This is a genomic window from Asaia siamensis (genome assembly GCF_014635085.1).
GTDB lineage: Bacteria > Pseudomonadota > Alphaproteobacteria > Acetobacterales > Acetobacteraceae > Asaia > Asaia siamensis.
This window is the reverse complement of sequence record NZ_BMCH01000002.1, coordinates 442,994-467,906: the sequence shown is the minus strand read 5'-3', so window position 1 is coordinate 467,906 and position 24,913 is coordinate 442,994. Positions and strand designations below refer to the sequence as shown.

Annotated in this window: 24 protein-coding genes, 1 tRNA gene and 1 riboswitch; of the genes, 8 read left to right on the top strand and 17 right to left on the bottom strand. The window is 60.5% G+C overall.

The features are described 5' to 3' along the window. Positions 1-49 precede the first annotated feature (49 nt). Positions 50-445 carry a DUF3597 domain-containing protein gene (locus IEV53_RS05610; RefSeq protein ID WP_188425787.1) on the bottom strand — a complete coding sequence of 132 codons (396 nt, stop codon included), beginning with the start codon at positions 443-445 and terminating at the stop codon, positions 50-52. Between the two features lie 260 nt (positions 446-705). Between IEV53_RS05610 and IEV53_RS05605 the strand changes: the two genes are divergently transcribed. After that, a complete protein-coding gene (locus IEV53_RS05605; RefSeq protein WP_188425786.1) occupies positions 706-1,533 on the top strand; it encodes a sulfotransferase family protein in 828 nt (275 codons plus the stop codon). A gap of 12 nt (positions 1,534-1,545) precedes the next feature. Here the strand turns inward: IEV53_RS05605 and IEV53_RS05600 are convergent, their stop codons facing one another. After that, positions 1,546-2,544: a zinc-binding alcohol dehydrogenase family protein gene (locus IEV53_RS05600; RefSeq protein WP_188425785.1), complete on the bottom strand. Its 999-nt coding sequence runs from the start codon at positions 2,542-2,544 to the stop codon at positions 1,546-1,548. A 96-nt stretch (positions 2,545-2,640) separates the two neighbouring features. Beyond that, entirely contained in the window at positions 2,641-3,432 is a 792-nt protein-coding gene (gene rlmB, locus IEV53_RS05595) for a 23S rRNA (guanosine(2251)-2'-O)-methyltransferase RlmB (protein ID WP_188425784.1), read from the bottom strand. 95 nt (positions 3,433-3,527) lie between these two features. Here rlmB and IEV53_RS05590 point away from each other — a divergent pair. Together IEV53_RS05590 and IEV53_RS05585 are read left to right on the top strand one after the other, a co-directional pair. After that, positions 3,528-3,613, top strand: a tRNA-Tyr gene (locus IEV53_RS05590). 309 nt (positions 3,614-3,922) lie between these two features. Continuing rightward, entirely contained in the window at positions 3,923-5,107 is a 1,185-nt protein-coding gene (locus IEV53_RS05585) for a nucleoside hydrolase (protein ID WP_229719648.1), read from the top strand. A gap of 187 nt (positions 5,108-5,294) precedes the next feature. Here the strand turns inward: IEV53_RS05585 and IEV53_RS05580 are convergent, their stop codons facing one another. Beyond that, complete coding sequence (locus tag IEV53_RS05580; protein WP_188425783.1) at positions 5,295-6,239, bottom strand: carbohydrate kinase family protein; 945 nt, start codon at positions 6,237-6,239, stop codon at positions 5,295-5,297. A gap of 59 nt (positions 6,240-6,298) precedes the next feature. Beyond that, positions 6,299-6,988, bottom strand: coding sequence for a transaldolase family protein (locus tag IEV53_RS05575; protein WP_188425782.1), 690 nt, complete (start codon positions 6,986-6,988; stop codon positions 6,299-6,301). Between the two features lie 137 nt (positions 6,989-7,125). On the opposite strand from IEV53_RS05575, the gene IEV53_RS05570 reads away from it, so the two are divergent. Further along, positions 7,126-8,103: a sugar-binding transcriptional regulator gene (locus IEV53_RS05570; RefSeq protein ID WP_188425781.1), complete on the top strand. Its 978-nt coding sequence runs from the start codon at positions 7,126-7,128 to the stop codon at positions 8,101-8,103. A gap of 90 nt (positions 8,104-8,193) precedes the next feature. Here IEV53_RS05570 and IEV53_RS05565 read toward each other — a convergent pair whose 3' ends face one another. From IEV53_RS05565 to glnK, 3 genes are read right to left on the bottom strand one after another with little or no spacing between them, the layout of a single operon-like run. Next, positions 8,194-8,697 (bottom strand): hypothetical protein, encoded by a 504-nt coding sequence (locus tag IEV53_RS05565; protein ID WP_188425780.1) that lies wholly within the window; start codon positions 8,695-8,697, stop codon positions 8,194-8,196. 28 nt (positions 8,698-8,725) lie between these two features. Continuing rightward, complete coding sequence (locus IEV53_RS05560) at positions 8,726-10,057, bottom strand: ammonium transporter (RefSeq protein ID WP_304500469.1); 1,332 nt, start codon at positions 10,055-10,057, stop codon at positions 8,726-8,728. 5 nt (positions 10,058-10,062) lie between these two features. After that, complete coding sequence (gene glnK, locus IEV53_RS05555; protein WP_025841918.1) at positions 10,063-10,401, bottom strand: P-II family nitrogen regulator; 339 nt, start codon at positions 10,399-10,401, stop codon at positions 10,063-10,065. A gap of 170 nt (positions 10,402-10,571) precedes the next feature. Between glnK and IEV53_RS05550 the strand changes: the two genes are divergently transcribed. The 3 genes from IEV53_RS05550 (at position 10,572) to IEV53_RS05540 (ending at position 13,393) form a co-directional block, all read left to right on the top strand. Continuing rightward, positions 10,572-11,795: a UbiH/UbiF/VisC/COQ6 family ubiquinone biosynthesis hydroxylase gene (locus tag IEV53_RS05550; RefSeq protein WP_188425778.1), complete on the top strand. Its 1,224-nt coding sequence runs from the start codon at positions 10,572-10,574 to the stop codon at positions 11,793-11,795. Next, a complete protein-coding gene (gene cysE / locus IEV53_RS05545) occupies positions 11,792-12,592 on the top strand; it encodes a serine O-acetyltransferase (protein WP_188425777.1) in 801 nt (266 codons plus the stop codon). Before IEV53_RS05550 ends, cysE begins: the two co-directional genes overlap by 4 nt. A 120-nt stretch (positions 12,593-12,712) precedes the next feature. After that, complete coding sequence (locus tag IEV53_RS05540) at positions 12,713-13,393, top strand: hypothetical protein (protein ID WP_188425776.1); 681 nt, start codon at positions 12,713-12,715, stop codon at positions 13,391-13,393. Positions 13,394-13,420: 27 nt separating this feature from the next. Here IEV53_RS05540 and IEV53_RS05535 read toward each other — a convergent pair whose 3' ends face one another. The 8 genes from IEV53_RS05535 to IEV53_RS05500 form a co-directional block, all read right to left on the bottom strand. Next, positions 13,421-14,170, bottom strand: coding sequence for an AIM24 family protein (locus IEV53_RS05535; RefSeq protein WP_188425775.1), 750 nt, complete (start codon positions 14,168-14,170; stop codon positions 13,421-13,423). Between the two features lie 112 nt (positions 14,171-14,282). Then, complete coding sequence (locus tag IEV53_RS05530; protein WP_229719644.1) at positions 14,283-15,740, bottom strand: carbohydrate porin; 1,458 nt, start codon at positions 15,738-15,740, stop codon at positions 14,283-14,285. Positions 15,741-15,848: 108 nt separating this feature from the next. Further along, a complete protein-coding gene (locus tag IEV53_RS05525; RefSeq protein ID WP_188425774.1) occupies positions 15,849-18,443 on the bottom strand; it encodes an MMPL family transporter in 2,595 nt (864 codons plus the stop codon). A 115-nt stretch (positions 18,444-18,558) separates the two neighbouring features. Next, positions 18,559-19,032, bottom strand: coding sequence for a 6,7-dimethyl-8-ribityllumazine synthase (gene ribH / locus IEV53_RS05520; protein ID WP_188425773.1), 474 nt, complete (start codon positions 19,030-19,032; stop codon positions 18,559-18,561). 9 nt (positions 19,033-19,041) lie between these two features. Further along, entirely contained in the window at positions 19,042-20,331 is a 1,290-nt protein-coding gene (ribB, locus tag IEV53_RS05515) for a 3,4-dihydroxy-2-butanone-4-phosphate synthase (protein ID WP_188425772.1), read from the bottom strand. Then, positions 20,328-20,939, bottom strand: a complete 612-nt coding sequence (locus IEV53_RS05510; protein ID WP_188425771.1) for a riboflavin synthase — start codon at positions 20,937-20,939, stop codon at positions 20,328-20,330. Before IEV53_RS05510 ends, ribB begins: the two co-directional genes overlap by 4 nt. Continuing rightward, positions 20,939-22,039, bottom strand: coding sequence for a bifunctional diaminohydroxyphosphoribosylaminopyrimidine deaminase/5-amino-6-(5-phosphoribosylamino)uracil reductase RibD (gene ribD / locus IEV53_RS05505; RefSeq protein WP_188425770.1), 1,101 nt, complete (start codon positions 22,037-22,039; stop codon positions 20,939-20,941). Before ribD ends, IEV53_RS05510 begins: the two co-directional genes overlap by 1 nt. 63 nt (positions 22,040-22,102) lie before the next feature. Beyond that, positions 22,103-22,251, bottom strand: a riboswitch (FMN riboswitch). Positions 22,252-22,425: 174 nt separating this feature from the next. Next, positions 22,426-22,620 (bottom strand): entericidin, encoded by a 195-nt coding sequence (locus IEV53_RS05500; protein ID WP_229719642.1) that lies wholly within the window; start codon positions 22,618-22,620, stop codon positions 22,426-22,428. Positions 22,621-22,851: 231 nt separating this feature from the next. Here IEV53_RS05500 and IEV53_RS05495 point away from each other — a divergent pair, with 231 nt between their 5' ends. Then, positions 22,852-24,306, top strand: a complete 1,455-nt coding sequence (locus tag IEV53_RS05495; RefSeq protein WP_188425769.1) for a cryptochrome/photolyase family protein — start codon at positions 22,852-22,854, stop codon at positions 24,304-24,306. On the opposite strand, the gene IEV53_RS05490 is transcribed toward IEV53_RS05495, so the two are convergent. Further along, positions 24,301-24,903: a hypothetical protein gene (locus tag IEV53_RS05490; protein ID WP_188425768.1), complete on the bottom strand. Its 603-nt coding sequence runs from the start codon at positions 24,901-24,903 to the stop codon at positions 24,301-24,303. The two genes, IEV53_RS05495 and IEV53_RS05490, sit on opposite strands and share 6 nt — an antisense overlap. Positions 24,904-24,913 lie beyond the last annotated feature (10 nt).

Genomic DNA, 24,913 nt, shown 5'->3' with positions numbered 1-24,913 from the left:
AGTGGCCATTCAGACCACTGTCTCGAGTCCCTCAGAGGAAAATAGTCTCTTAGTGGCGGAGTTCTTCCGGCACCTTGCCGCCGTTTTCGGCCAGCTTCTGCATGACCTGACGAATCAGCCATACATTCATGGCGGCACTGTCTTCCGTGCTTTCCGAGTAATGCAGCTCCTGTGCCAGATGCTTGCGCGCATCAAGCGAACTATCCATGTCGAGCAGCTTCAGCAGATCGACAATGGAGGTCCGCCAGTTCAGAGGCTGGCCCTTCTCCGCAGCGAGACGTGTCAGGACGGCATCGACATCGACAGGCGCACTCGGTGCCGAAGGTGTGGCGGATGAAGCATTGGTATCGATCGGTGACGCCGCAGCGCTGCCCGCCGAGCCGCTTGCCGGTGCCGCTTCGGCGTGGCCGAAGATCTTCGTCATGATCGTGCTGAAAATGCCCATTATGGCTCTCCCTGGCGAACGATGCCCGAATCACGCTTCTTGTCGCGTATTTCTGAATATTTCATGCCGTAACCAAAAGTGACATGTTGCTTCAAGGCATCAATTGAGATGGAAAATACCTTATCGTCTTAAGCGCATAAAGGTTTTCTCTTGCGTAGTGATTTTTTTAACACAGCAATGAGGCGCGTATGCCTCATTGCTGAGACGCTGACAGCCGGATAGGCGAGGTTTTCTGCCATTTCAGAGGATCAGCCCGCGCTATGTCGCCCAGCCCAGATGTCCATTTCATTTCCGGCCTTCCGCGCTCGGGCTCGACCCTGCTTTCCGCTCTCCTCTCGCAAAACCCGGCCCTCGTCACATCGGGCCGATCCTCGCCCGTAGCGCCCATGATCCTGCGCGTGTCGTCCCTCATGGCTGAAGGTGAATATGCGGGCGATTTCGATGCCAGAAAGCGCGACCGTGTGCTGCGCCAGATTCTCGACAGCTATTATGCTTCGGGCACTGAGCGACGGGTCATCATCGACACCCATCGCGACTGGTGCGCCCGGCTGGGGCTGATCGACACAATCTTTCCTGCAGCGAAAGTCATCTGCTGCGTGCGCGACCCGATCTGGATCATGGACTCGCTTGAGCGCCTGATCGTTCGTGACCCCATTCTCTCATCGCATCTCGTACCGATCGGCAAGCGCGCCACGCAGCATGACAGGCTCGACCATCTGCTCTCTGCCGATGGCGTCTTTGGCTATGCCTGGCGGGTGCTGATCGAGGCGTTTCACGGGCCGTTCGCCAACCGGCTCATTCTGGTCGATTACGACTATCTCGCCCGTTACCCCAAAGCCACGCTGGCTACTCTGACGCGGGAGCTCGGCCTGCCTGCTCATGACTATGATTTCGCGCATGTCGAAAGCCATGATCACACGGCGTTCGATCAGGCACTCTCCACACCGGGCCTGCATCAGCTTCGCCCGAAAGTCAGCTATGAAGAGAGGCGCTGCATCCTGCCGCCCGCTGTGCAGGAGACCTTGGCTGGCGGCATGTTCTGGCGTCGGCCTCAGGCGGGAGAAAGCGGTGCGCGTATTCTCGCCTGAGACGGCGTATGCTCAGAAGACGAGAACCGTCTTGCCAATGCTTGTGCCAGCTTCACTGTCACGATGCAGCGCCATCAGGGTTTCGGCAGAGAGCCCCGTCACGCGTCGAAGCTCGGTCGGTACCAGATCGCCCGCCTGAACCAGAGACGAGACCTGCTCGAGAATATCATGCTGGCGCGCCTTGTCGGGCGTGGCGAAAAGAGAGCGTGTGAACATGAATTCCCACGAAATCACGGCGCTTTTGCGTTTGAACCCCATGATATCGAAATGCGCCGGATCGTCGATCAGGCTGAGATGCCCTTGCGGTGCCAGGATTTCCTCATAGGTTTTCTGATGCTGGTCACTGGCTGTGAGAGACGCGATATGGCTGACATGCTCAAGGCCAAGCGCCCTGATCTGAGCCGCCATGTCACCTCGATGATCGATGACATGATGCGCGCCCATTCTCTCGACCCATTCACGCGTTTCGGGGCGTGATGCCGTGGCAATAATTGTCAGCCCTGTCAGCTTGCGTGCGATCTGGATCAGTATCGACCCAACCCCTCCGGCACCGCCCACGACAAGCAGCGCGCCAGAGGTCAGATGAGTGACCGAAAGACGGTCGAAAAGCATTTCCCACGCCGTTACCGCCGTAAGGGGCAAAGACGCTGCCTGTCCCCAGTCCAGCCCCTCGGGCATGTGGCCGACCAGTGTTTCCTCAACAAGCTGCTTTTCGGCATTACTGCCCTGGCGCATCAGCGCGCCTGCATAGAAAACACGATCACCGGGTCGGAAATGGCTGACATCTGGCCCGACAGCCTCGACGATTCCGGCAGCGTCCCAGCCCAGAACACGCCAGTCATCGCCCTCAAGCGCGCCAGCGCGCTGACGGATCTTGGTATCGACCGGGTTGATCGAGACCGCCTTGACCCGCACGAGCAGATCACGCCCCTGCGGCGGCGCCGGATCGGGAAGCTCGATATCCTGCAGGATGTCAGGCGCACCAGGCGCCTTGTAGCCGACCGCTTTCATGCGGATCTCCCTTTTCGTGAAAACACGCTGAAGAGAGAAGCCTAGCACAGCCCCCACGCCCGAAGCAGCATTCTGTCGCTTTGGGCAGAATCAGACTCAGGCGGGGCGCACCAGCTCGTACAAGGCGACAGCCGCGGCGTTGGATACGTTCAGGCTCTCCATATCGCCGGGCATGTAAACGCTGGCGATCTCATCACAGCTCTCACGTGTCAGGCGGCGTAGACCTGCCCCCTCGGCCCCCAGCACCAGCGCCACACGACGCCCCGCATAGCTTGGGCCATTCAGCACCGAGCCACCGGCGTCGAGCCCGACAGTCCAGAGACCGGCATTCTGCAACTGGGCGATGATGCGTGACAGATTGACCTCGCGCAGAACCGGCACGACATCGAGCGCGCCTGAGGCTGCCTTGGCCAGCGCGCCCCCTTCCTGCGGGGTATTGCGATCCTGAACCACCAGCGCCGCCGCACCGAAAGCAGCGGCAGAACGCAGGATAGCCCCGATATTGCGCGGGTCGGTTACCTGATCGAGAATCAGCAGCGGGCCTTCGCGACCTTCAAGCACCTCATCGAGAAAAGGCGGGGTCAGGGGTTCGACACGCAGGCATACACCCTGATGCACCGCATCACGCTCGCAGAGCAGATCGAGACGCTGGCGCTCTACTACATTGGGGGAAATGCGGATGGGCGCCTGTTTGGATTCGAGCGCCGATAATCCCTCTTTCGTCACCAGGAGTTCATGCAGATGACGATCCGGGTTGCGCAGGGCGGCTTCTACCGCATGCAGCCCGTACATCCAGTAGCCACTGGCTGCGGCGCGCCCCTCGGCGGAGCGGCCCGAACGGCCTGAAGGAGAACGGGGAGAGGGCGAGCGTGAGGGGCGTTTCGACATGAGGGCACTTCTAGAGGAACCCTCTCATCATGCAACAAAAATGAAGAATGCCCGTTGACACCAGTCCTGATCCGCCATATTCCCCGTCCCGACCTGGAGAGATGCCCGAGTGGCTAAAGGGGGCGGACTGTAAATCCGCTGGTGTACGCCTACGTTGGTTCGAATCCAACTCTCTCCACCAGGTCCCCTTCCTGACAATCCAATTATGATCCAACTGCTTTCATGGCGATTACCGGGCCTCGCCTGAGGCTCGTTCTGCAAGGCTTTCTCCCTCTCGCTCTTCCCTTTTTGCAGGGAGCGTCTTGCTGCGGCGGACCGCCTTCGACCCCACTCCTCCTTTTTTGCTCGTCTTCCGTGGCCTTGCCGCATTGCGCGCAATGAGCTGCACGTTACACACTCTCCTTATCGTTACGGAGACGGATAAACCGTCTCCCTGCCCGGGCGACGCAGCTTGCCTTGCGCGACCGTGAGTTTGAGGAGTGGATTGGTGATGGGTTCTGGTTTGGCATCACAACGCGATATGACCCGCGCGAAAAAGGCTCGTCCTGACCGCTCGAAAATGGTCCGGCTAAGCTTTGCCTGTCTCGGGCTGGCCTGTTTTGGCCTGAGTGCGGCTCATGCAGAACCGCGCAAGGTCATTCTCGACGATGACGGCTTTGCCCTCGCGCAGTGGATGGTCATCAAGGCCCCTGATGTTCAGGTCATGGGGGTCACGACCGTGACCGGCGACGCTTGGGCGAAAGAGGCGACAGCCGATGCCCTGCGCGGTGTGGAAATTGCCGGGCGTTCGGATCTGCCGGTCTATACCGGCGCCAGTTTTCCGCTGGTCAACACGGAAGCGCAGACAGAACGCTGGGAGGCCCTCTATGGCAAGATGGTCTGGAAGGGCGTCTGGATGAAGCACTGGGTGGAGCCCACCCTGCAGAAGCTCCCGCCCTATCATGGGCCCGATGTCGTGCCGGATCTGCCCCAGGGCAACCCGACCATCAAGGCGCAGTCGGAGCGTGCAGCAGATTTCATGATCGACATGGTGCATCGCTATCCGCATCAGATCTCAATCATTGCGACCGGCCCTCTGACCAATCTTGCACTGGCCCAGCGTCTCGACCCGCAATTTGCGTCTCTGGCGAAAGAACTGGTCTATATGGGGGGCAGCCTCAACCCGCGACAGACGCGCCCCGATGAGGTCGCCCATCAATTCGCCCGTGAGTTTCTGAATACACCAAGACGCGAATTCAATATCCGCTTCGACCCCGAAGCCGCCAGCATCGCCCTGCGGGCACCTTGGCCGAAAATCACCATGATCCCGGTCGATCCTTCAACGGATACCGAACTCACGCCCGCCCTGCTCAAGCGCATTTCGCGCTCCGACACCCCTGTTGCCCGCTCGCTCAAAACGCGCGAGCCCGGCTTTCCTCTCTGGGATGAGATTGCTGCGGCCGTCTGGCTCGATCCAAGCCTGATCACGCAGAAGGCAGATCTCTATGTCGATGTGAACACGCAGTTCAGCGCCTCTTACGGCGATATCCTCTCCTGGTCGCCCGGCTATCAGCCCGGTCTTGGCGAGGGCAAAACCATCGTGGTGCAGAGAATCGACATCCCTCGCTTCGAGGACCTCATCGACCGCCTCGTCGCAGCCCCCCAGAAGCCCCTCAGCGGCAGACCTCTGCCCTGATCAGCCCGATCTGTGCCGGGGTGTAGACTTGATCCGCCCCCGGCGCCGCACCCCGATTCCGGCTTTAACCGCTGGAGCGAGGCGAAGAAACCGGCTTGAAAAGAGGGATACAGATACGCCGCCCCAGCATCCCTCCCTTACAGGATGCCCTGCAGAAGCGACGACGTGGACCTAAATCCGGAGCGCTTTATTCCCCCCCGGGTGCGATCTGCTCTCTCCATGGGGAATCTGCCCCGCGTCGGGCACAGGTGGCGCTGGCGACTTTCTGACCATAGGCGAGCGCCTGATGCAGGGCAGCGGCTGACGGGTGGCCCAGTGTCTCGGGGGTGAGCAGGTTTTCCTCATGCAGGCCCGCAAGAAACCCGGCCATGAAACTGTCTCCGGCCCCTACCGTATCGACAACCTCCGTCGGGATGGCCTTGGCATGGGCGTGCGAAACACGGCTCCATCCGCTGACGCCATCCTTGCCATGGGTGATCACCACCACCCGGGCCCGATGCCGGAGCCAGTCTGCTGCCGCGGCCTCATGCGATATTTCCGGGAAAAGCCAGTCGAGATCAGCGCCGCTGATCTTGATGATATCAGCGGCCCGAAGCAGCCTGTCGATACGCGCCCGGTAGCCTGCCTCATCGCGCACCAGCGAGGCGCGGATATTGGGGTCAAAACTCACCAGCCTTGTGCCACCAGCCTCACGCAGAAAAAGCGTCTCATAGGCTGACGCCGTAGGCTCGCGTATGAGCGCGATCGAGCCGAAATGAAGTGCTCCGACCCCGGCCAGTGCCAGACCGGAGGGCATGGCCTCACAGATGCGGTCAGCCGCGCTCTCATCGTAAAAAGCATAAACCGGCTCTGCCTGATCGAGGCTGACGAAACCGAGGGTCGAAGGCGCCTCCAGCCGCTGCAGAAAGCGCTGCCCGACCCGGCTCTCTGTCAGACCAGCCACAAACTGGTCGCCGAAAAGATCCGTGGAGACGGCACAGCCATACTCTGTCGGCACCCCGAGCCTGCCCAGGGCCCGCGCCACATTATAGGACGACCCACCCAGACAAGGGCGATACGCCGCCCCTCCCTCTGCCTGCACGGGAATGAAATCAATTACCGCCTCGCCGAGGCAGAGAACAGAGTGGGTCATTGCTGTCTTTCCGTCCGCAAAAGCGGGTTATGCGCGGCAATCGTGAAAAGGTGCCGGACTCAGGCCCCTGCTGCCGTCGCCTCGAAAACCGCAGAAGCTTCAATCGTCTGGGGATCAGAGAAGAGTTGCTCGGCAACAACTGGGCTGAACGTGAAAGTGTCACAGCCGAGGGAGGCAAGACGGGCCATGTCTTCGGCATGGCGCAGGCTGGCCACAAGCAGGCGTGTCGTCGTGCCTGTCGAACCGAGAATGGCCTGCATCTCGCTGATCACGGCCAGGGCATCGCGACCGCTATCGTTGATACGCCCGAAATAGGGAGCCACATAATCCGCCCCGGAAGCGGCAGCCGTCAGGGCCTGATGGGCCACATAGACCGCCGTCAGGGTCGTTCGCACACCGCGCGCATGAAGCGCCGCAACGGCACGGATGCCGTTCTCGGTAATCGGCACCTTGACCACAAGACGGGGGTCGAGCGCGGCAAGAGCGAGGCCGGTCTCGATCAGGGCATCGGTTTCTGTACCCCAGCACTGGGCCTGAACTTCCTGCACCGGATAGGTCAGGATCTCCTGCATCAGCGGCGCAATGTCATCGAAGCTGCTGCGTAGTCCGGCGCGATCGAGAATGGTCGGGTTGGTGGTGACACCATGAAACAGACCGGTCGGCAGCCAACGGGCCAGGGCCTCACGGTCAGCTGTATCGAGAAATAATCTTACACCCGGACGGGCGCCCGGCTCGGCTCTCTGGACCATTCGACTCTCCTGAATTCAGCAATAATAGAGGGGAGAATACGTACTTTTGTCCTATTGTCAGGACACATGTTAGAGTGAGCGAACACATATGCGTCACCCGGAAAAAGCGGGGCGCTGAGGCTGCGGAAAAGACGACCATGACGCGAGTGAAGCGAATGCAGGGCAAGGGCGTGACGTCTGACAAGGCTACGCGGCTTCGTGTGGCCTGGATGTATTACGATCGCAGGATGACCCAGAAAGACATCGCCGAAGCGCTGGGTCTGGCTCGCACCACGGTTATCCGCCTGCTGGAGGAAGTCCTGCGTCGGGGTGAGGTGCAGATCTGGATCGCCACCGATTCAGAAGAAAGTCTCAGCCTTGCCGCCGATCTGGAGGCGCGCTTTGGCCTGGCAGAGGCGATCATCGTGCCGCAAGCGCGTGATCAGGACGAGGCAACACGTTCCGTCGGGGCCGCGCTGGGGCGCTTTCTCTCGGAAACGGTGCATGAGGGCATAAGTCTTGGAGTCGGTTGGGGCCGCACCCTTACTGCCTCACTGGGCAGTTTTCGCCCCTCACGCCTGGCCGATACAAGGGTCATTTCCCTTCTTGGCGGCATGATCGAAGCCGGGCACGAAAACAGCACTGATTATGCCTGGCAACTCGCCAGCCGGATGGGGGCGGAGTGCTTTCTCTATCCGGCACCGCTTCTGGTCGATTCGGCGGAGACAGCGCGTGTCCTGCGCGAGAAATGCGGGCTTGATCGGCTCGATCAGATGGCCGCCTCGCTCGACATGGCGATCGTGAGTGTTGGCGAGATCGGCGCAGAGGCCACGTCATTGTCGCGCGGACTCATTTCCGCAGAGGAATACGAACGTCTCATCGAGCGTGGCGCGCTATGCGATGTGATGTGTCATGCGCTCGATGGTCAGGGGCGTGAAATCGACCACCCTCTTAATAGCCGCATCATGTCTGTCGCGCTCTCTGTTCTGGCTGAAACGCGCCATCTGGTGATCGCCTCGGGCGGTGTGAGCCGAGCCCCTGCCATTTTTGCTGCGATCAGAAGATTGGGCTGCCATACGCTCGTGACCGATATCGGCGCCGCCCGCGCCCTGCTGGCCCTGGGGGACGATCTCTGACGAGATGATCGCTTCCTGAGCAGCAGGCACAAAAAAACGCCGCCCCCTGACAGGAAGGAGCGGCGTTCGAAACTGGCAGAAAGCGGCCGTTTATTTCAGCTTGGCATTGCACTGCGAGTAATACCCGCCGCCCTTCTGAATCCATTTCAGAGAGCCGTTACCACCGCTCTGCTGGTTGGCATGATACTGGTCGAGGCAGGTCTTCATACGGGCCTTGCCTGCTGAAAGCTTGGCATATTGTGGCGATACGGCAGTGGGAAACACTACATTGCCAGACGAAGCCGTGCTGGGCTTTGACGCAATACCTGCCCCGGGCGAAGCCGGTGCGTCGGTGGTGACCGGCTTGTCAGCGGCGGCCTCTTTCTCGGCAGCGGGCATATTCTGCTGCGCTGTCTGGGTCGAGACATCCCCACACTGGGCGGCCTTGAAATCCTTGTATTTCTGGCCGTTCATCGTGCCTGCCTTTTCAGCGGCCTGAAACTTCGCATGGCATTCCTTGGCGGTGAGCGCCAGAGCCGAAGGGCTGGCAAGCGCCGCCCCTCCGAGCATGAGACTGGCCAGAAGAGCATGGCCATGTGAGCGTTTCAGTGCCATCGGTATTTCCCTTGAAGGACAATGCGGATCAGTTGATCCGCTCGCCATGAAGAACCATGTCCAGACCTTCGAGTTCCTCATCACGCGTGACACGCAGACCGATTGTGAGGTCGATTGCCTTGAGGATGATGAAGGTGAAGATCACGCACCAGACGATGGTCACGCCAACCGCTTCGGCCTGACGGACGAACTGGGCGAAGGAGCCCACCACACCGGCAGGGTTCGCATCGGTTGCCGAAAGCGGGCCATAGGCGAACACACCGGTCAGCAGCGCACCAACGATACCGCCCGTTCCATGAACACCAAAGGCGTCTAGGCTGTCGTCATAGCCGAGGCGCGGCTTGAGAATGGCAGACGCCCAGAAGCAGACCACACCGGCCACAAGACCAATGATCAGCGCCGGACCGGCCAGAACGAAACCGGCAGCCGGGGTGATGGCAACCAGACCGGCCACCGCACCCGAGATGATGCCCAGAGCCGTCGGCTTGCGCGAATGGATCCATTCTGCTGCCATCCAGGCCATGGCACCGCCTGCGGTCGCGATCTGCGTGGTCAGCATGGCCATGCCTGCGCGCCCGTTGGCACCACCAGCAGAACCTGCATTGAAGCCGAACCAGCCAACCCAGAGCAGCGAGGCACCAATAATGGCGTAGGTCAGGTTGAAGGGCGAGAGATCCTCATGCCCGTAGCCACGACGCTTGCCCAGAACCAGTGCCGCGACGAGACCGGCCACACCGGAATTGATGTGAACGACCGTACCACCGGCAAAATCGACAGCGCCGATACCAGCCACCCAGCCAAGCGGGCTCCAGACCCAGTGAGCGATCGGGGCATAGACCACCAGCGACCACAGGATGGTGAACACGCAAAGTGCCGAGAACTTCATGCGCTCGGCAAAGCTGCCGGCAATCAGGGCGGGGGTGATGATCGCGAAGGTCATCTGGAACATGACCCAGACGCTTTCGGGAATGGTCATCGCCACCGGGTTGGCCGAATTGGCGCCCATGGTGAAGGCCTGATCGACACCCTTGCTGATATGCTCGGCAACGCCGTTCAGCATGAAACGCGACATATCGCCGATCCAGGGCGTGCCCGTACCAAAGGCAAGGCTGTAGCCCACCACAAGCCAGACAAGGCTCGCGATACAACAGATGGCGAAAGACTGGATGAGCGTGGCCAGCACGTTTTTCTTGCGTACCATGCCGGCGTAGAACAGGCCGACGCCCGGAATGGTCATCAGCAGGACAAGAGCCGTGCTGACCAGCATCCAAGAGGTGTCGCCGGTATCAATGGCGGCGGGCGCTGCAAAAGCGGGCAGCGGCATCAGGGCGAGAGAAAGAGGAGCAAGCGCCTTGTACATGCGGCTCATATGGCTGTTTCTCCCGTTTCACCGGTTCTGATGCGGATGACAGTGTCCAGCGGCGAGACAAAGATCTTGCCATCGCCGATCTTGCCGGTACGCGCGGCGTTCAGGATCGCCTCGACCACCTCATCGACGATATCGTCGGTCACGGCGATCTCGATCTTGACCTTGGGCAGGAAACTGACCTGATATTCTGCCCCTCGATAAATCTCCGTCTGTCCCTTCTGACGACCGAAACCCTTGATCTCGGTAACCGTTAGACCCTGTACCCCTAATGGGGTGAGGGCTTCACGGACATCGTCCAGTTTGAACGGCTTGATAATCGCCGTGATGAGCTTCATTACATCCCTCCGCGCCGCAACAGGCCCCTGTTTAGGCAAACAGTTCTGCCAGTTATCATGAACGTAAATCGTGCCAGTTTCATAACGAGATTGGCAAGGGCCTATAACGATCCATTTCCCATTTCCTAGGACTGCATTAAAAAAGCCACGGTTATTCAGGCTGCGAGGAAATGCACCCCATGCGACAGGTCGATATCTGCATCAACGGCGCCGGTCCGGTTGGCGCGACTCTGGCCTGCCGTCTCGCGGCGTCAGGTCTGCGAATCCTGCTGATCGACCGGGCCCCCCTGCCCGGCATGGAGCACCCTTCGCTCGATGGTCGTGCCTATGCCATTACCGAAGGTTCACGCCGCATGCTCGATGCGGCCGGTATCTGGCAGCATCTGCCCAGCCCTTCGCAGCCGATACGCAGCATCACCGTCAGTGACGGCCGCCCCGGCCAAGCCGCCTCGCGCCACGGCCTGTGTTTTTCACCCGACGACGCCCCCGTCGAAAATGGCGCGAAAACCCCTTTCGGCTGGATGATCGAAGCGCGCGACCTGCGTGCCGCGCTCAATCATGCCCTGACCGCGCATGAGGGCGCGCTCGAAATTGCCGCCCCGGAAACCGGCAGTTTCGTCTTCGAAGACAACCATGTCGCGATCACGCTCGGATCGGGCGCCTCTTATCGCGCAGCCCTCGTCATTGCCGCTGAGGGTCGGCAAAGCCCTCTGCGCCAGCAGGCGGGCATCATGGTCACGCGTCTGCCCTATAACCAGTGCGGTCTAATCAGCATCATCCATCATGAAAGACCGCATGAGGATCGTGCGCTCGAGCATTTTCTGCCTCAGGGCCCATTTGCCCGCCTGCCTCTGCCAGGCAATGCCGAGCATCCCTATCGCTCGGCCATTGTCTGGGCAGAATCGACCCGACGCGCCGAACGCTTCTACGCTCTCGACAAAACCGGCTTTGCCAGAGCCATCATGCAGCGCCTTGGCGATGATGTCGGCAACGCCGTGCCGGTCGGGCGCCGCTGGATCTATCCGCTCTCTGCCCAATATGCGCAGCGCTATATCGGCCCTCGCCTCGCTCTGGCGGGTGATTCCGCCCATGGTCTGCACCCGATTGCCGGGCAAGGGCTCAATGTCGGCTTCAAGGATGTCATTGCCCTGACAGCCCTGCTCGAAGAGCGTTTCGCGACAGGCGGGGATCTTGGCGGTGCAGATCTGCTCACCCGTTATCAACGTCGCGTACGCCCGGGTAACATGGCCATGATGGCCGCCTGTGACGGGCTTGAGCGGCTTTTCGGCAACGACAACCCCGTTCTGCGTTTCGGGCGCGATCTGGGTCTGGAAGCGATGAGCCGCCTGCCCGGCCTGCGACGCGCCTTTGTGAAGAAGGCCATGGGTCTATGAGCACACCACCCGATCTCAACGCCATCTGGCAGGAAATGCTCAAGCAGAGCGATGTCTGCTGCGACGTACTTATTCAGGGCGTTTTCGCGACCGGCATCAGCGATCATCGCAATTTTCAGGGCGCATTGGCTGCCCTGCTCGGCACAAAACTGGCAGACCGCGCCCTGTCGGCGCCCGTGCTGTCGGCCCTCGTCACCTCGGCTCTGATCGAACGACCCGAAATTGCCGAAGCCGCCGCCGAAGACATGATCGCCATTTTCGAGCGCGATGCCGCCTGCCCCGATTACGTAACGCCTTTCCTGTTCTTCAAAGGCTATCACGCCATTCAGGCCTATCGCATCGCCCACTGGCTCTGGCAGCATGACCGCCAGCATCTGGCCCGCCATATCCAGAGCCTCGTGAGCGAGCGTTTCGGCCTCGACATCCATCCCGCCGCACAGCTCGGTCGGCGCCTCGTTTTCGATCACGGCGCAGGGATCATCATTGGTGAGACCTGCATCATCGAAGACGATGTTTCACTTCTTCAGGGTGTGACGCTGGGCGGCACCGGCAAGGAGACGGGCAATCGTCACCCCAAGGTGCGTCGCGGTGTTCTGGTCGGCGCTGGCGCGATCGTTCTCGGCAATATCGAGCTTGGCGAGGGCGCCAAGATCGGTGCCGGTTCGGTCGTTCTGGAAAGCGTCCACCCCTACACCACGGTCGTCGGCAACCCGGCCCGCCGCATCGGCACACGTCACACCAACATGCCCGCCCTTGCCATGGACCAGCGCCTGCCCCCGGTCGATTACGTGATCTGACCGGACAGACAGAACGAGCGCACCAGAGTTGGAGACACGACACCGGTGAAACGACCCAGCCTGAAAAAGAGCCGAGGGGCCGTCTGCCGGGTCGGCCTCTCACTGACGGGCGCGTTAGGCTTGTATATCGCTATACTGGCTTATCCCCAGCCCGCCTTCGCCTATCGTCTGCACTATCGGCAATTCGATATCTGGTCGGATCGACCCATCGACGATCCTATCTCTGCGGTCCTGGATGATGCGACGCGACGGCTGCAGACATCCATCCTTTATACGCCAGAGCAGCGTTTTCACGTCTTCATCTGCAACACGCGCTGGCGCCTGCAACTCTACGGGATATTCCATCCCCGTGTCGGCGGCATCGTCATCGCGCCTCTCACATCCAATATCTATCTTCGTGAAGCCGATATCGCCCGCAACAGGATCATTCCCCCTGTTGCGGGGCCTATGCTGGATGCGAAGGAACGTCCGCTCGCCTATTATATTACCCATGAGGCAACGCATGTCATGCAAGGCCGCGCGTTCGGTCGTTTCTTCGCCCTAATCCATCCAGCATGGCTCAATGAGGGCTATGCCGATCTTGTGGGTAAGGGCGGTGACTTCGACCTGAGAGACAATCTGGCGCGTTATCAGGCTCATGACCCCCTGATGGATGTGGCCCGGAGCGGCCTTTACCGACGCTATCATCTGGAAGTGGCGTGGATGCTCGAGCACGACGCTGTTCCTCTCCGGATGCTTTATGCGCATCCTCCGGCAGAGAAAAAGCTGCTGGCACGACTGGCCAAGGTGCGACTACCTTGACTCCGGCCAGCTCGCGCTGATCCCGGATCAGTCGAAGGCCTTGCGAACGAGCGAGCCGAGCAGCGTGCCTTCTGCCGCTCCTTTCGCCTCCGTGGCGCCAAGATAGGGGCCGATGGCCCCTGCCAGATTGGACAGGGTCAGGGTCTGCAGCCATATGCGCCCTGGACCGGTCAGTCTGGCAAGAAACAACCCGTCGCCGCCGAACAGCTTGTTGCGTATGCCGGGCAGCATGGTGATGTCGAACTGGACGCTCTCTTCAAACATGCCGACATGACCGGGATGCACATCTATCTGCTCACCGGACGCCAGATCATGCGCGATGATCTCACCGCCAAGCTCGGCCCAGAACTGGCCGTAGCCCGAAATCCGTTGCAGCACGAAGCCCTCACCGCCAAACAGGCCCGCACCAAGCTTGCGCTGAAAGGCGAGGTCGAGGCGCACCCCTTCAGTACCTGCGATGAAGCCATGGCGATGCACGAGATAGGCGCGCGACCCATCCAGCGTATGTTCTGTGATATGACCCGGGATTTTGGCGGCAAAGGCCACCATGCCGGGTGCCCCTTCGGCACGGTATTCGGTCATGAAAAGACCACCGCCTGCAATCATGCGCGAAACCGAGCCGAAAAACCCGCTATTGCCAGCCCCAGCCGTGCTCGTATTCAGGGTCACATGCGGGCTCTTCCAGGAGAGTTCGCCCGTCTCGGCCACAAGGCGCTCACCCGGCTGAAGCGCGATGCGAAGCACCGGAAAAAGCGATCCGTCAATGTGCGCGTCCATGCGAGAGTCTCCTGAAACAGTAAGACACAAAGCTTGGCACGATCACTGCGTTCGATGCAGCGAAAAAATGGGCTATTCCCGCTGTCTGAAGCGGAATTCCTGGCAGGCGCCGTCAGAGAAACTCGATATGGGTCTTGAAGCCCAGAAGCACCGCATCCCGCAGATTGCCCTGCCCGTTGGGACGGATGAAGGCCTGGACCATCGGCTGCATCAGCACGCCACGAAAAGCGTGCCAGCCATAATTGGCTTCCATCACAATGGCATGGCGCTGGATGCCTGTCGCACGATAGGGTAGCGTCCTGCCCTGCGCACGCAGCAATTCCTCGGTGCGCTGCACGCCCGGTGAAATAGCGGTGTAGCTGAACACCACCGCAATCGTATCTTCCGGTCGCGAGGCGAAGGTACCGCGGCTGATAAGGCCACCATAGGCCTGCCAGTTGCGCAGAGCGACATGCTTGTCGTTGTACAGAAAGCCCCAGAGCGCCGTCAGGCCGGCATCGGAATCGTTGCCGAAACGATCACGCCGGTAGGTCGCAAATTTCTGGTCCATCATGACCCAGCTATTCAGGCTGGCATGGTGTTGACGCTGGCTTACCCCGGTCAGCACGTAAGGCTCGCCATATTCATCTTCATGAATATCCGAGAGTGCGGCGGTCGTGAGGGCAACGCCAATCTTGTAATGGCCGGACAGATGACTGCGTATTTTGGGCTCCCAGCCCAGTTCGAGCGGCAGCCTGACGCCATTGATATAGGCACTGTTGAATTTGAAACCGCTTCTGTTCATCCCGTAGGAGAACATCCCCTCCTCAGTCAGATAAAGGCCGAGCTGGATATAGGATTGCGGCAGGGGACGACCACGCACACGCAGCCCCCAGTTTCCGGCGGGGAAGGTCGACGCATAGCCTGTATCGGCAGCGGCGCGCGGTCGCCCGCAGATCGCATTGATCTGAAATGTGCAGAAAAGCGGGCTGGCCGCAAAATCGGAGAGTTCGGCCATACGCCCGGCCGCAATCGAGAGCTTGCCGCCGTAAAGCGTCTCTTCGCCATAGGCCATGACGAGATGCACGACCACATTGCCGCCGCCGCCATAGATTTCGGATGAATGGTTGAGCCAGTCACCGAACATGCGGTTGGCAGGCGTCCCATAGCGTCCGGTCACGACCATATGGGTGGCAAAGCCCTTGATATGGGCAATGCGCTCCCAGTCCACGTTCAGGGAAAGGGCATATTGCCCGGCATTGCTCGAACCCTGCCGGTAATCGCCGACGTTTTTCGTGGGCGCCGTGACCGCCGCCGCATATTCGTTGATGTTGTCGAGCAACACGCCAATGCCATGACGACGCAGCCAGTCTGTCAGCCCGTATGGATTGTAGAAAACAGCCTTCGGCTGGCCGAATGCCGGCACACTGGTCGGCTGCAATTGCCGGTCAGGAAACGGATCATTGATCTGATAGCTGGGTTCCGACCCGGTTTCTTCGTCGCTGTCCTCACCGGCCCAGGCGGGCAGCGGCGCCGTCAACCCGGCCAGACAGGCAGCCGTGAGGCTCCAGCGAAAAAGGGATTTCGACACGATAGGCAGGGCTCACGAAAACGTTAGTCTCATGTCCCTAGCACCGGTCAGCCCCGCCTGCCACCTGCTTTTGAGGCGGAGCTGCTCTGCCTTATAGGCAACTCACTCTTATTCAGCGTCGATCTTGCGTTTGGGAAGCAGGGCCGGGATGAAGGTCAGGGTCGCCAGAAGCGTACAGGCCAGCGACATCAGAAGCAGACGCCCCATGCTTGCCGTACCCGGATGCTGCGACGCCGCCAGAGAGCCGAAAGCCGTCCCGGTGGTTAGCGCCGAGAAAAGAACAGCGCGCGCCGTGGGCGAGGTCAGCGGGCTTTTGATGCCGGCACGCCAGTTCATGACGAAGTAGATATTGAACGACACGCCAACGCCCAGAAGCAGCGGCAGGGCGATGATATTGGCGAAGTTCAGCGTCTCGGGCACCGTCACGATCAGGATGACCGTCAGCAGGGCCGACAGCATCAGGGGCGCCAGAACGAGCACCATATCCAGCAGACGGCGCAGGGCGACGAAAAGAATGATCGCAATCATGGCCAGAGCCGACAGGGCCGCCGTCGAAAAGGCATGCACCATGGTATGGGCGCTCTCGACCACCTCAAGCGCCGTGCCTGCCGTATTCTTGTCGACCGAAAGCATGTCGTTCAGGAAGTGATACAGCACCTTGCTGTCAGACATGCGCCCCTTTGGCAGGATCTTGAGCAGCGCACGCCCGTCAGGCAGCACATAATCGCGCGCGATATCCTGAGGAATGCCCTCAAGTGTCACGGGGGTCGGCTGAAGCACATCCACAAGTTGCGAAAGCTGCTCAGGCAGGAAGCGTGTCAGCGCCGTATTGGCCGCCAGAATCTGCGCATCCGACGCCTTGGCGAGAAGGGCAAGCGATTTCTGGATGTCACGCAGGGGCGAAGCTGGCGCCGTCTTGTCGAGAACAGCCCCAAGCTTGCTGGCCGCCGCCGCAGCGCTGGCGCGCAATGCATTGGCATCGGGAGCAGGCGCAACCTCCTGCCCCACAAGCGTCGGCAGAAGGATCGACGCCGTATCCTGAATCATGGCCAGTTTTTCGGGCTGGTTTTCGGGCACGAACATGCCAAGCCACATGACCGACGAGACACTCGGCAGCGCCTCGAACTGCTTCACCCGCTCAGCCGCAATCCTGAGATTGGGCACAATGACCTCGCCGTCATAGGGCGATGCACGGGGGTCCTGCTCAAGCAGGTGAAGCGCCCGCATACCCTCGGTATCGGGGTTCTTGGTATGCAGCGGATCGGCATCGAAGCTGAGACGCGGAATGAGAGCCAGACCGGCGATGGCCAGCAGGGCATAGAAGGCGAGCACCGGCTTGCGATAATGACGCAGCCAGTGATCGGCCCCTGCCAGTTTCGTGAAGCCAGGCTCACCACGGCTCAGACGCGCACTGAACAGGCAGAGCAGCGCAGGCAGCAGCGTCATGGTGCAGAAAAAGGCAATGATCATGCCAATACCAGCGATCAGCCCCAGCTGTGCCACACCGACGAAATTGGTCGGCACGAAGGCAAGGAAGCCTGCCGCCGTCGCGAGCGAGGCGACCAGAATCTGGTGCCCCGTTTCACGCCCTGTTTCGGCCAGCGCATCAGCCGGTGACATCTCGCCCCCCGATGTCAGACGCTGACCACGGAAACGCACCGAAAACTGGATAGCGAAATCGACGGCAATACCGACAAACAGCACGGCAAAGGCGACAGAAATCAGATTGAGCTTGCCGACCGCGATGGCCGCAAACCCGGTGGTCAGAAGCAGGCCAATCACGAGCGTGATGAGAATGGGCACGATGACACGCACCGAACGCACGGCGAGCACCAGCCAGCACGCCACCAGAACGAGAGAGGTCAGCAGCCCGAGACCCATGCCATGAGCGACTGTCGAGAATTCCTCATCGCTGAGCTGCACCGGGCCTGTGATCATCGCAATGGCGTTGCCACTCTTGACGAAAGGCAGGGAGTCGATGGCCTTGCGCATGGCAGCACTCGCCTCGCCACCCGGCTGGAGCGAGCCGAAATCCTGATGCGGCTGCGTCATGACATATTGATAATTGCCTGCCATGTCGGCCAGCGGCCCCGCCAGAAGATTCTGCCAGGAGAGATCCTTAGGATGGCCCTGAGCCGCATCACGAAGCGCAGAGGCAAAGCCTTGAAGCTCCGGGGTGAAGCTTTCGGGAATGTCCTCACCGGCTGACAGCCCCTCCCCCATCAGGCCGAGCGCCGAGAAGATCCCGCGGGCAGAGGGATCAGCCGAGAGCGTGCCCAGAAAAGGCTGCGCGGCCACAATGGAGTCGAGCAAGGACCCCAGAACCGGCTTGTCGAGATAGAGCAACCCGTGATTCTGCAGGAAGGGTGAGTCGTCAGGCAGTCTGACCGTGCGGAAATTCTTGTGATCGGCACGCAGGATCTTCGCCAGTTCACGCGCTGTCGCCCGCCCCTGTTCAGGCATATCGGCCTTGATGATGGCGACCATCAGGTCGTCATTCTGCGGGAAAAGGCGGCTCAGCTCGGCACCGCGCTGTTTCCACGGCAGGCTGGCGGCAAACATCTCGTCAGTATCGGTCGTCACGCCAAGGCGTTGCACTGTCAGAAACAGGCTGCCCGCCGTCAGAAGCGCAAAAAGGAGAATAACGATCCAGGCGCGTCTTGTGCAGAACGAGACGATCGAGCCGATGAAGTTTGCTAGCATTGGAGTGCGATGAACCCTGCCACGGTGAGACGCCAAAGCGTCACGGTCCGGGCAGGTTTAGAGCATTGTTTCCCGATTGGGAAACTTCATCCGTCACACTCTTGTAACACCTGGATCAGCTGCGTGTGTTGCGCAGGAAGGCCAGCGTCTCGACGCAAGCAGCGGAAGCCTCGCGTCCCTTGTTATGGACATCCTTGCGCGAGCGGGCCTGAGCCTGTTCGTCGGTATAGGTGGTGAGCACGCCAAACGAGATTGGCGTCTCGGTGGCAAGCTGTGCCTGCATGATTCCGATCGTCGCACCAAGGCTGATGAACTCGAAATGGGCCGTATCACCCTTGATGATGCAGCCAAGGCAGATCACGCCCTCATAAGTGCCGGTCTTGGCGAGAGCCTGCGCCATGAGCGGCAGTTCGAAAGCGCCGGGAGCATCAAACACGTCGACATCGCGAATGCCGTGCTCTTCAAGCCATTCAAGCGCGCCGTCGCGCAGACCATGCGTGACATCGGTGTTGAAGCGGCTGACGAGCAGAGCGAGCTTGGGGGTCGGCACCAGGTTGAGATCGGGGGCGACGGGGATGGTCTTGCTCATGGGTGATCCTTATTTCTGAACCATAGTCTCGACGAGTTCCGGCCAGACATCACTGAGCTGATGTCCCATCCGGGTACGTTTGGCATGAAGATAGGCGCGATTGAACGGATTCGATCCGGCTTCGAGGCGCTCCTGACTGACGACTTTCAGCCCCGCTGCCTCCAGACCCGATACCTTGCTGGGGTTGTTGGTCAGCAGGGTCAGGGTATGGATGCCGAGCAGCTCCAGAATAGCGGCCCCAGTCACCCAGTCACGCGCATCGCCGGGCAGGCCGAGTTCGAGATTGGCCTCGAGCGTGTCCTTACCCTCATCCTGAAGCGCATAAGCCCTGATCTTGTTGCCAAGGCCGATGCCCCTGCCCTCATGACCCCTCAGATAGACGAGGGCGCCCGACGGCGCCGCCGCGATCCGCTCGAGCGCCTCGCGAAGCTGAGGACCGCAATCGCAACGCAGGGAACCCAGCGCATCGCCGGTTACGCATTCCGAGTGCAGGCGTACGAGAGGCACGCCCTTTGTCAGATCGCCCTTGACCAGTGCCACATGCTCGATGCCGTCCGGTGCACGAAACGCCTGGATGCGCAGATCATGCCCGCCATAGACGCTCGGCAGCGCGGCGTCGGCAATGCGTTCGACCGCAGGGGGCACAGGTGTCGGCACCACGAGGTCGCTCAGCGCCTCGCGTCCATGCACACGGCACCAGGCCGCGATCTCTTCGATGCTGATGACCGGCATATCGTGACGGGACGCGAATTCCTGCAGTTCCGGCAGACGCGCCATGGTGCCGTCGGCACTCATCACTTCGCAGATCACCGCTGCCGGATGCAGCCCGGCAAGACGGGCAAGATCGATAGCGCCTTCAGTATGGCCATCGCGCGCGACCGTGCCTTCGGGATGGGCGCGCAGCGGAAAGATATGGCCCGGTGTGCTGATATCTTCAGGGCGGGCGTCGGGATGACCGGCAAGCTGGATCGTGCGCGCCCTGTCGGCAGCGGAGATACCTGTCGTAATCCCCGTCGTCGCCTCAATGGAAACGGTGAAGGCTGTTCCACGTGGATCATGGCCGCGTCGAGGCATCATGGGCAGATCGAGGCGTTCGAGCTGCTCGGCCTCGAGAGGCAGGCAAATCAGGCCCCGCGCATGGGTCGCCATGAAATTGACCGCCTCAGCTGTCGCGAATTGGGCTGCGATCACGAGATCGCCCTCGTTTTCGCGCCCTTCATCATCGACCATCATCACCATGCGTCCGTTACGCAGAGCCGCAATGGCTCTGGCGAGCGGATAGGACGGCGTCGTGCTCATGACCGCACCCCGTATTTCAGCAGGCTCTCGACATATTTGGCCAGAACATCGACCTCAACATTGGCCGGAGCGCCAGGGGTTAGTTCGGACAGCCCGGTATGATCCCAGGTGTGAGGGATGATCATGAGCGCAATAGTGAAACTGCCCTCTGCCACGTCGCTCACCTCATTGACCGTCAGGCTGACGCCATCGAGCGCGATCGAGCCTTTTTCAACCACATAGCCGCGCAGGGCCGCCGGAAGACGAAACGTGATATGGTGCGATTCCCCGACCGGCCGCACGGCCACAAACTCGGCCAGACCATCGACATGACCCTGAACGATATGACCTGACAGACGGGTGGCGGGTGTGCTGGCCCGCTCGAGATTGACGCGTGAGGCCTCTTTCAGTCGCTCGAGGGCGGTGCGCGCGAGGGTTTCGGCACTGACAAAGAAATCGGCGAGACCTGACGAGTCATAGGCGGCAACCGTCAGACAGACTCCGTTGACGGCGATGCTCTCACCCAGATCCATGTCCGAAAGACCTGTCTCGACCTGAAGCAGAATTGCCTGGTCACGGGGTTCGACGGTCTTGATACGGCCGATATGCTCGATAATGCCTGAAAACATCAGAATGCAGCCTCGTCAGCAGGAAGGGGATTTGCCCCTTCATCAAGTATGAAACGCAAGGGAGAAGGTCCGTGGGAGCGCACCGAACATCGATCGGGGCCTTCATGCGAGGCTCTTATGGTCAGCCAGTCATCCCACAGGCCGAGCGTCTCGATTTCAGCCAGAAGCGCCGGTCCGGCCTCGACCATGGCCCAGTTCACGCCGTGATCTCCCAGTAGGGCCGGGATTTCGGCGAGATTGTGCGATGCGATCACCTTGTAGCCGCTTCCTATCATCATCTCCCGCCATGAATCCGGCAGCCGGTCCTGACGATCGCAGACAACCACCAGACGCGGTGCCCGGTCTTCATGATCGGGAACATGGCGCACGGTAAAGCGCGGGCGATCGGCCAGAACCGTGCCAATGCCCGTGATGATCGCATCACTCGCCCGTCTGAGACGGTGGGCAATCTCGAGCGAATTCTGGCTGGTGAAGGTTGTCTTGCCCTCAGGCGGGATCATCGAGCCCTTGGCGTCACAGGCCTGTTTGACCGTGATCCAGGGCCGCTGCTTCACGATCCGGGTTGCGAAAGGCGCGATAAGCGACTGGCAGGCTCGATAGGTCTCGGCCAGTGCAGGATGATCCTCCAGAAGATGGACTATGCGCCCTTCAGGCATCTGCCTCAGCCGGGCAATACCGCCACCGGCGACAGGATTGGGGTCGCGCATGCCGATCCAGACCGTGCTGACCGGGCTGTCACGCAGGGCCTCGCTGCAAGGCGGCGTCCGACCCACATGATTGCAGGGTTCAAGCGTCACAAGCGCGGTAGACACCCGATCGATTACACCGAGTTCTCGCGCCCTATGCAGCGCCAGCGCCTCGGCATGGCGCGCCCCTGTGCGATGATGCGCCTCGGTGACAAGGATCTCCCCCTCACGATCGAGCAGGGCACAACCAACAGCGGGATTGGGAGAGGTGGCGCCAAGATAGCGCGAAGCTTCAGCAAGCGCAGCGTCGAAGCCCAGACGGATGGCGTCCAGAGCGGGCCCTGAAAGGGCCCCTTTCTCTAGGTCAGGTCTGGAGGAGAAAACTCCCGGCACAGCAATACGGTCCCATCCCATCAGGACGGTCCCCAGGCGCGAACATCCCTCGTTCTCACCGTGGCACGCCAGGGTGAGAGCGTTTTCTGTTCTCTTCCATCCGGACTGTGACCGTCGGCTCCGGGTTCTGACCGGATCTGCTGACCCTCCGGCTCAAAAGCCGAAGGCGCTCGCGGGCTCGTGCCAATGCACCTACCGCCGGTGGGGAGTTTCACCCCGCCCCGAGAACGTCAATTATAAACCCGGTCTTCATGACCGGGCGCTTACTATGTGCTGTCTTGGCCGCAATTTGCAAGAGCAGGCGCTGAGCCTGCCCCGATACCGTTGAAAAGCCCATGCGGCAAACATGAAAAAGGGCGGGAAATGACCCCGCCGCTTTTTCATAATTCGTGGCTGAAAAGCCGGGTTCAGCGGGTTGCTGCCTGCGGAACCGAATTATGGATAGCGCCCTGCGTGGCGTTGGCGCCGTTGCTCACATTATGCCCGATGGAGCTGACATCGCGCCCTGCGCCATCAACCGTGTTGCAGGCGGTGAGGCCAAGAGCCGGAAGAGCCAGCATAACAGCAAGAGCACCCGTGCGGAGGAAGGAAACCGTGGTCATGGAACATTTCCCTATTAAAATGTTTGGGGCCATTCAACGCCCGGATCAGAAAACGGTTTTCACAGTTACATAAAGAGACGATTTTTACCTCTGACGCTTCGGCCGGCGTATGGGCGGCGTTGTCTGTTCACGGAAAAGAGAGGCTTCTCGCCCTCACTACTGAACCCGGCCTGATCTGCTGCGCTTCCCCTGCATCCCTCTCGGATTTATCGCCGCTGCATCAGGATTTTCATGGCCCATTCATCACCCGCCCTGCTCTGGTTCAGGGACGACCTCCGCCTTGCCGATCATCCCGCACTGAACGCAGCCCTCGATGCGCATGGCGAGTGTCTGTGCGTCTATATCCTCGATAATTCCGGCTCGACGCGCAGCCCGGGGGGAGCATTGAAATGGTTCCTGCATGAGACCCTCACTGCCTTCAGCAAGAGCGTGGAAGCCCATGGCGGCAACTGCCTCATTCTTGAGGGAGATCCGGAAAAGCTGATCCCGCAACTGATGAAGAAAGCGGGCGCAGAAAAGCTCTATTGCCATCACCGCTATCAGAAGGCGGCACGCGATCAGGACGATGCCATCGCCGAGGCGCTGGAAAAGGCAGGGAGTGAAATGGTCCGCCTGCATGGAACATTGCTGCGCGCGCCTGAGACAGTCACCACAAAGACGGGAACACCATACAAGATCTTCACGGCGTGGTGGAAAGGCTTCAAGGCCCTGGGCACCCCTTCCAAACCGGTTGCCACGCCAGGCAAATGCGCGCTGAAATCCTGGGATGCCATTCTGAAAGACGCTGGCAAGGCATTGAAGCCTGCCGACATTGGCAAGGCGCTGCTTCCGACCCAACCCGACTGGGCCAGCAAGATGACCGAATACTGGGAATTCGGAGAAGACGCCGCTCAGGAAATCGCACAGGATTTCGCCTCTGGCCCGCTCGACCATTACGGGACTGGCCGCAACGACATGGCAGCCGAGGAGAGTTCACGACTCTCTCCTTATCTTCGCCTTGGCGTCATTTCCCCGCGGCAGGTCTGGCATTACTGCGCCGACAAGGGCGCCAAGGAAGACCGTGAGATCTATCTCTCGGAACTCGGATGGCGCGATTTCTCGTGGTACACGCTCTTTCACAACCCGCATCTGCCAGACCGCAATCTGAAATCACAGTTCGATTCGCTCGGCTGGCGCCACAGCAGGAAAGACCTCGCCGCCTGGCAGAGAGGGCAGACCGGTATTCCCGTCGTGGATGCCGGAATGCGCCAGCTCTGGGAAACAGGCTGGATGCATAACCGGGCACGCATGATCGTGGCCTCATTTCTCGCAAAGCATCTGCTGATCGACTGGCGTGAAGGAGAGAACTGGTTCTGGGATACGCTGATCGACGCCGACCCGGCATCCAACGCGGTCAACTGGCAGTGGGTCGCCGGGACAGGGATTGAAGCCTCGCCCTTCTTCCGCATTTTCAACCCCCTGCGCCAGACGGACAAATTCGACCCGAAGGGCGATTACATCCGCCGCTGGGTGCCCGAGCTTTCCAGACTGCCTGATGACGCCATCGCTGCCCCTTGGGATGCGGCACCAAAGGTGTTGGAAAAAGCTGGCGTCAAGATTGGCAAGACCTATCCCAGACCGATTGTCTCGCTCAGTGACGGGCGCGATCGCGCCATGGCAGCCTATCGCAAGACGCGCGGCTCATGACCGGGTGATCTGCAGGGTCACAGAGTCGCCGTTTCGCGCGCTCAGAACCAGCGGCGCAGCGGCACCAGCCCCGAGACTGGCAATTTCCTCAAGTGCCGGAAGATTGGCGGCCAGTGAAAAGACCCTGTCGCCAATCTGGCCGTTATGGCCCTGCACAAAGCGCAGGGGCGCTCGAACGGCGCCCTGCTCATCGGTGATCGTGCTGACCGCGGCCTGACTGAGAATGGCGTAGCTATGCATCATCGGCTCTGAGAGGATAAAAAACTGCTCCCAGTCCTTGGCCTCTGTTGCCTGAAAATCGATCCCCTCATTTTCAATGCTGCGCAGATAACGACCCGTACCATCCATACGCCGCAGGGTAACGACGCCGCTCGGCAAGCGATTGGCAAGCAACTGTGGGATTGGCTTGGGCAGGGAAACGACCTTGCGCAGGGTCACCGTAAATTCGGCAAGCGAGGCGTTGTCGGCAAAGAAGAAGAGCCCTGGATAGCGTCCGGGGGGCGGTGTCACCGAAAACAGACAATCGCGCAGCGGGTCGTGATCGACAACCTGACCGAAGAAATCGAGAAGCCAGAAACGGGCAGACGCATAAAGCATGAACGGAACT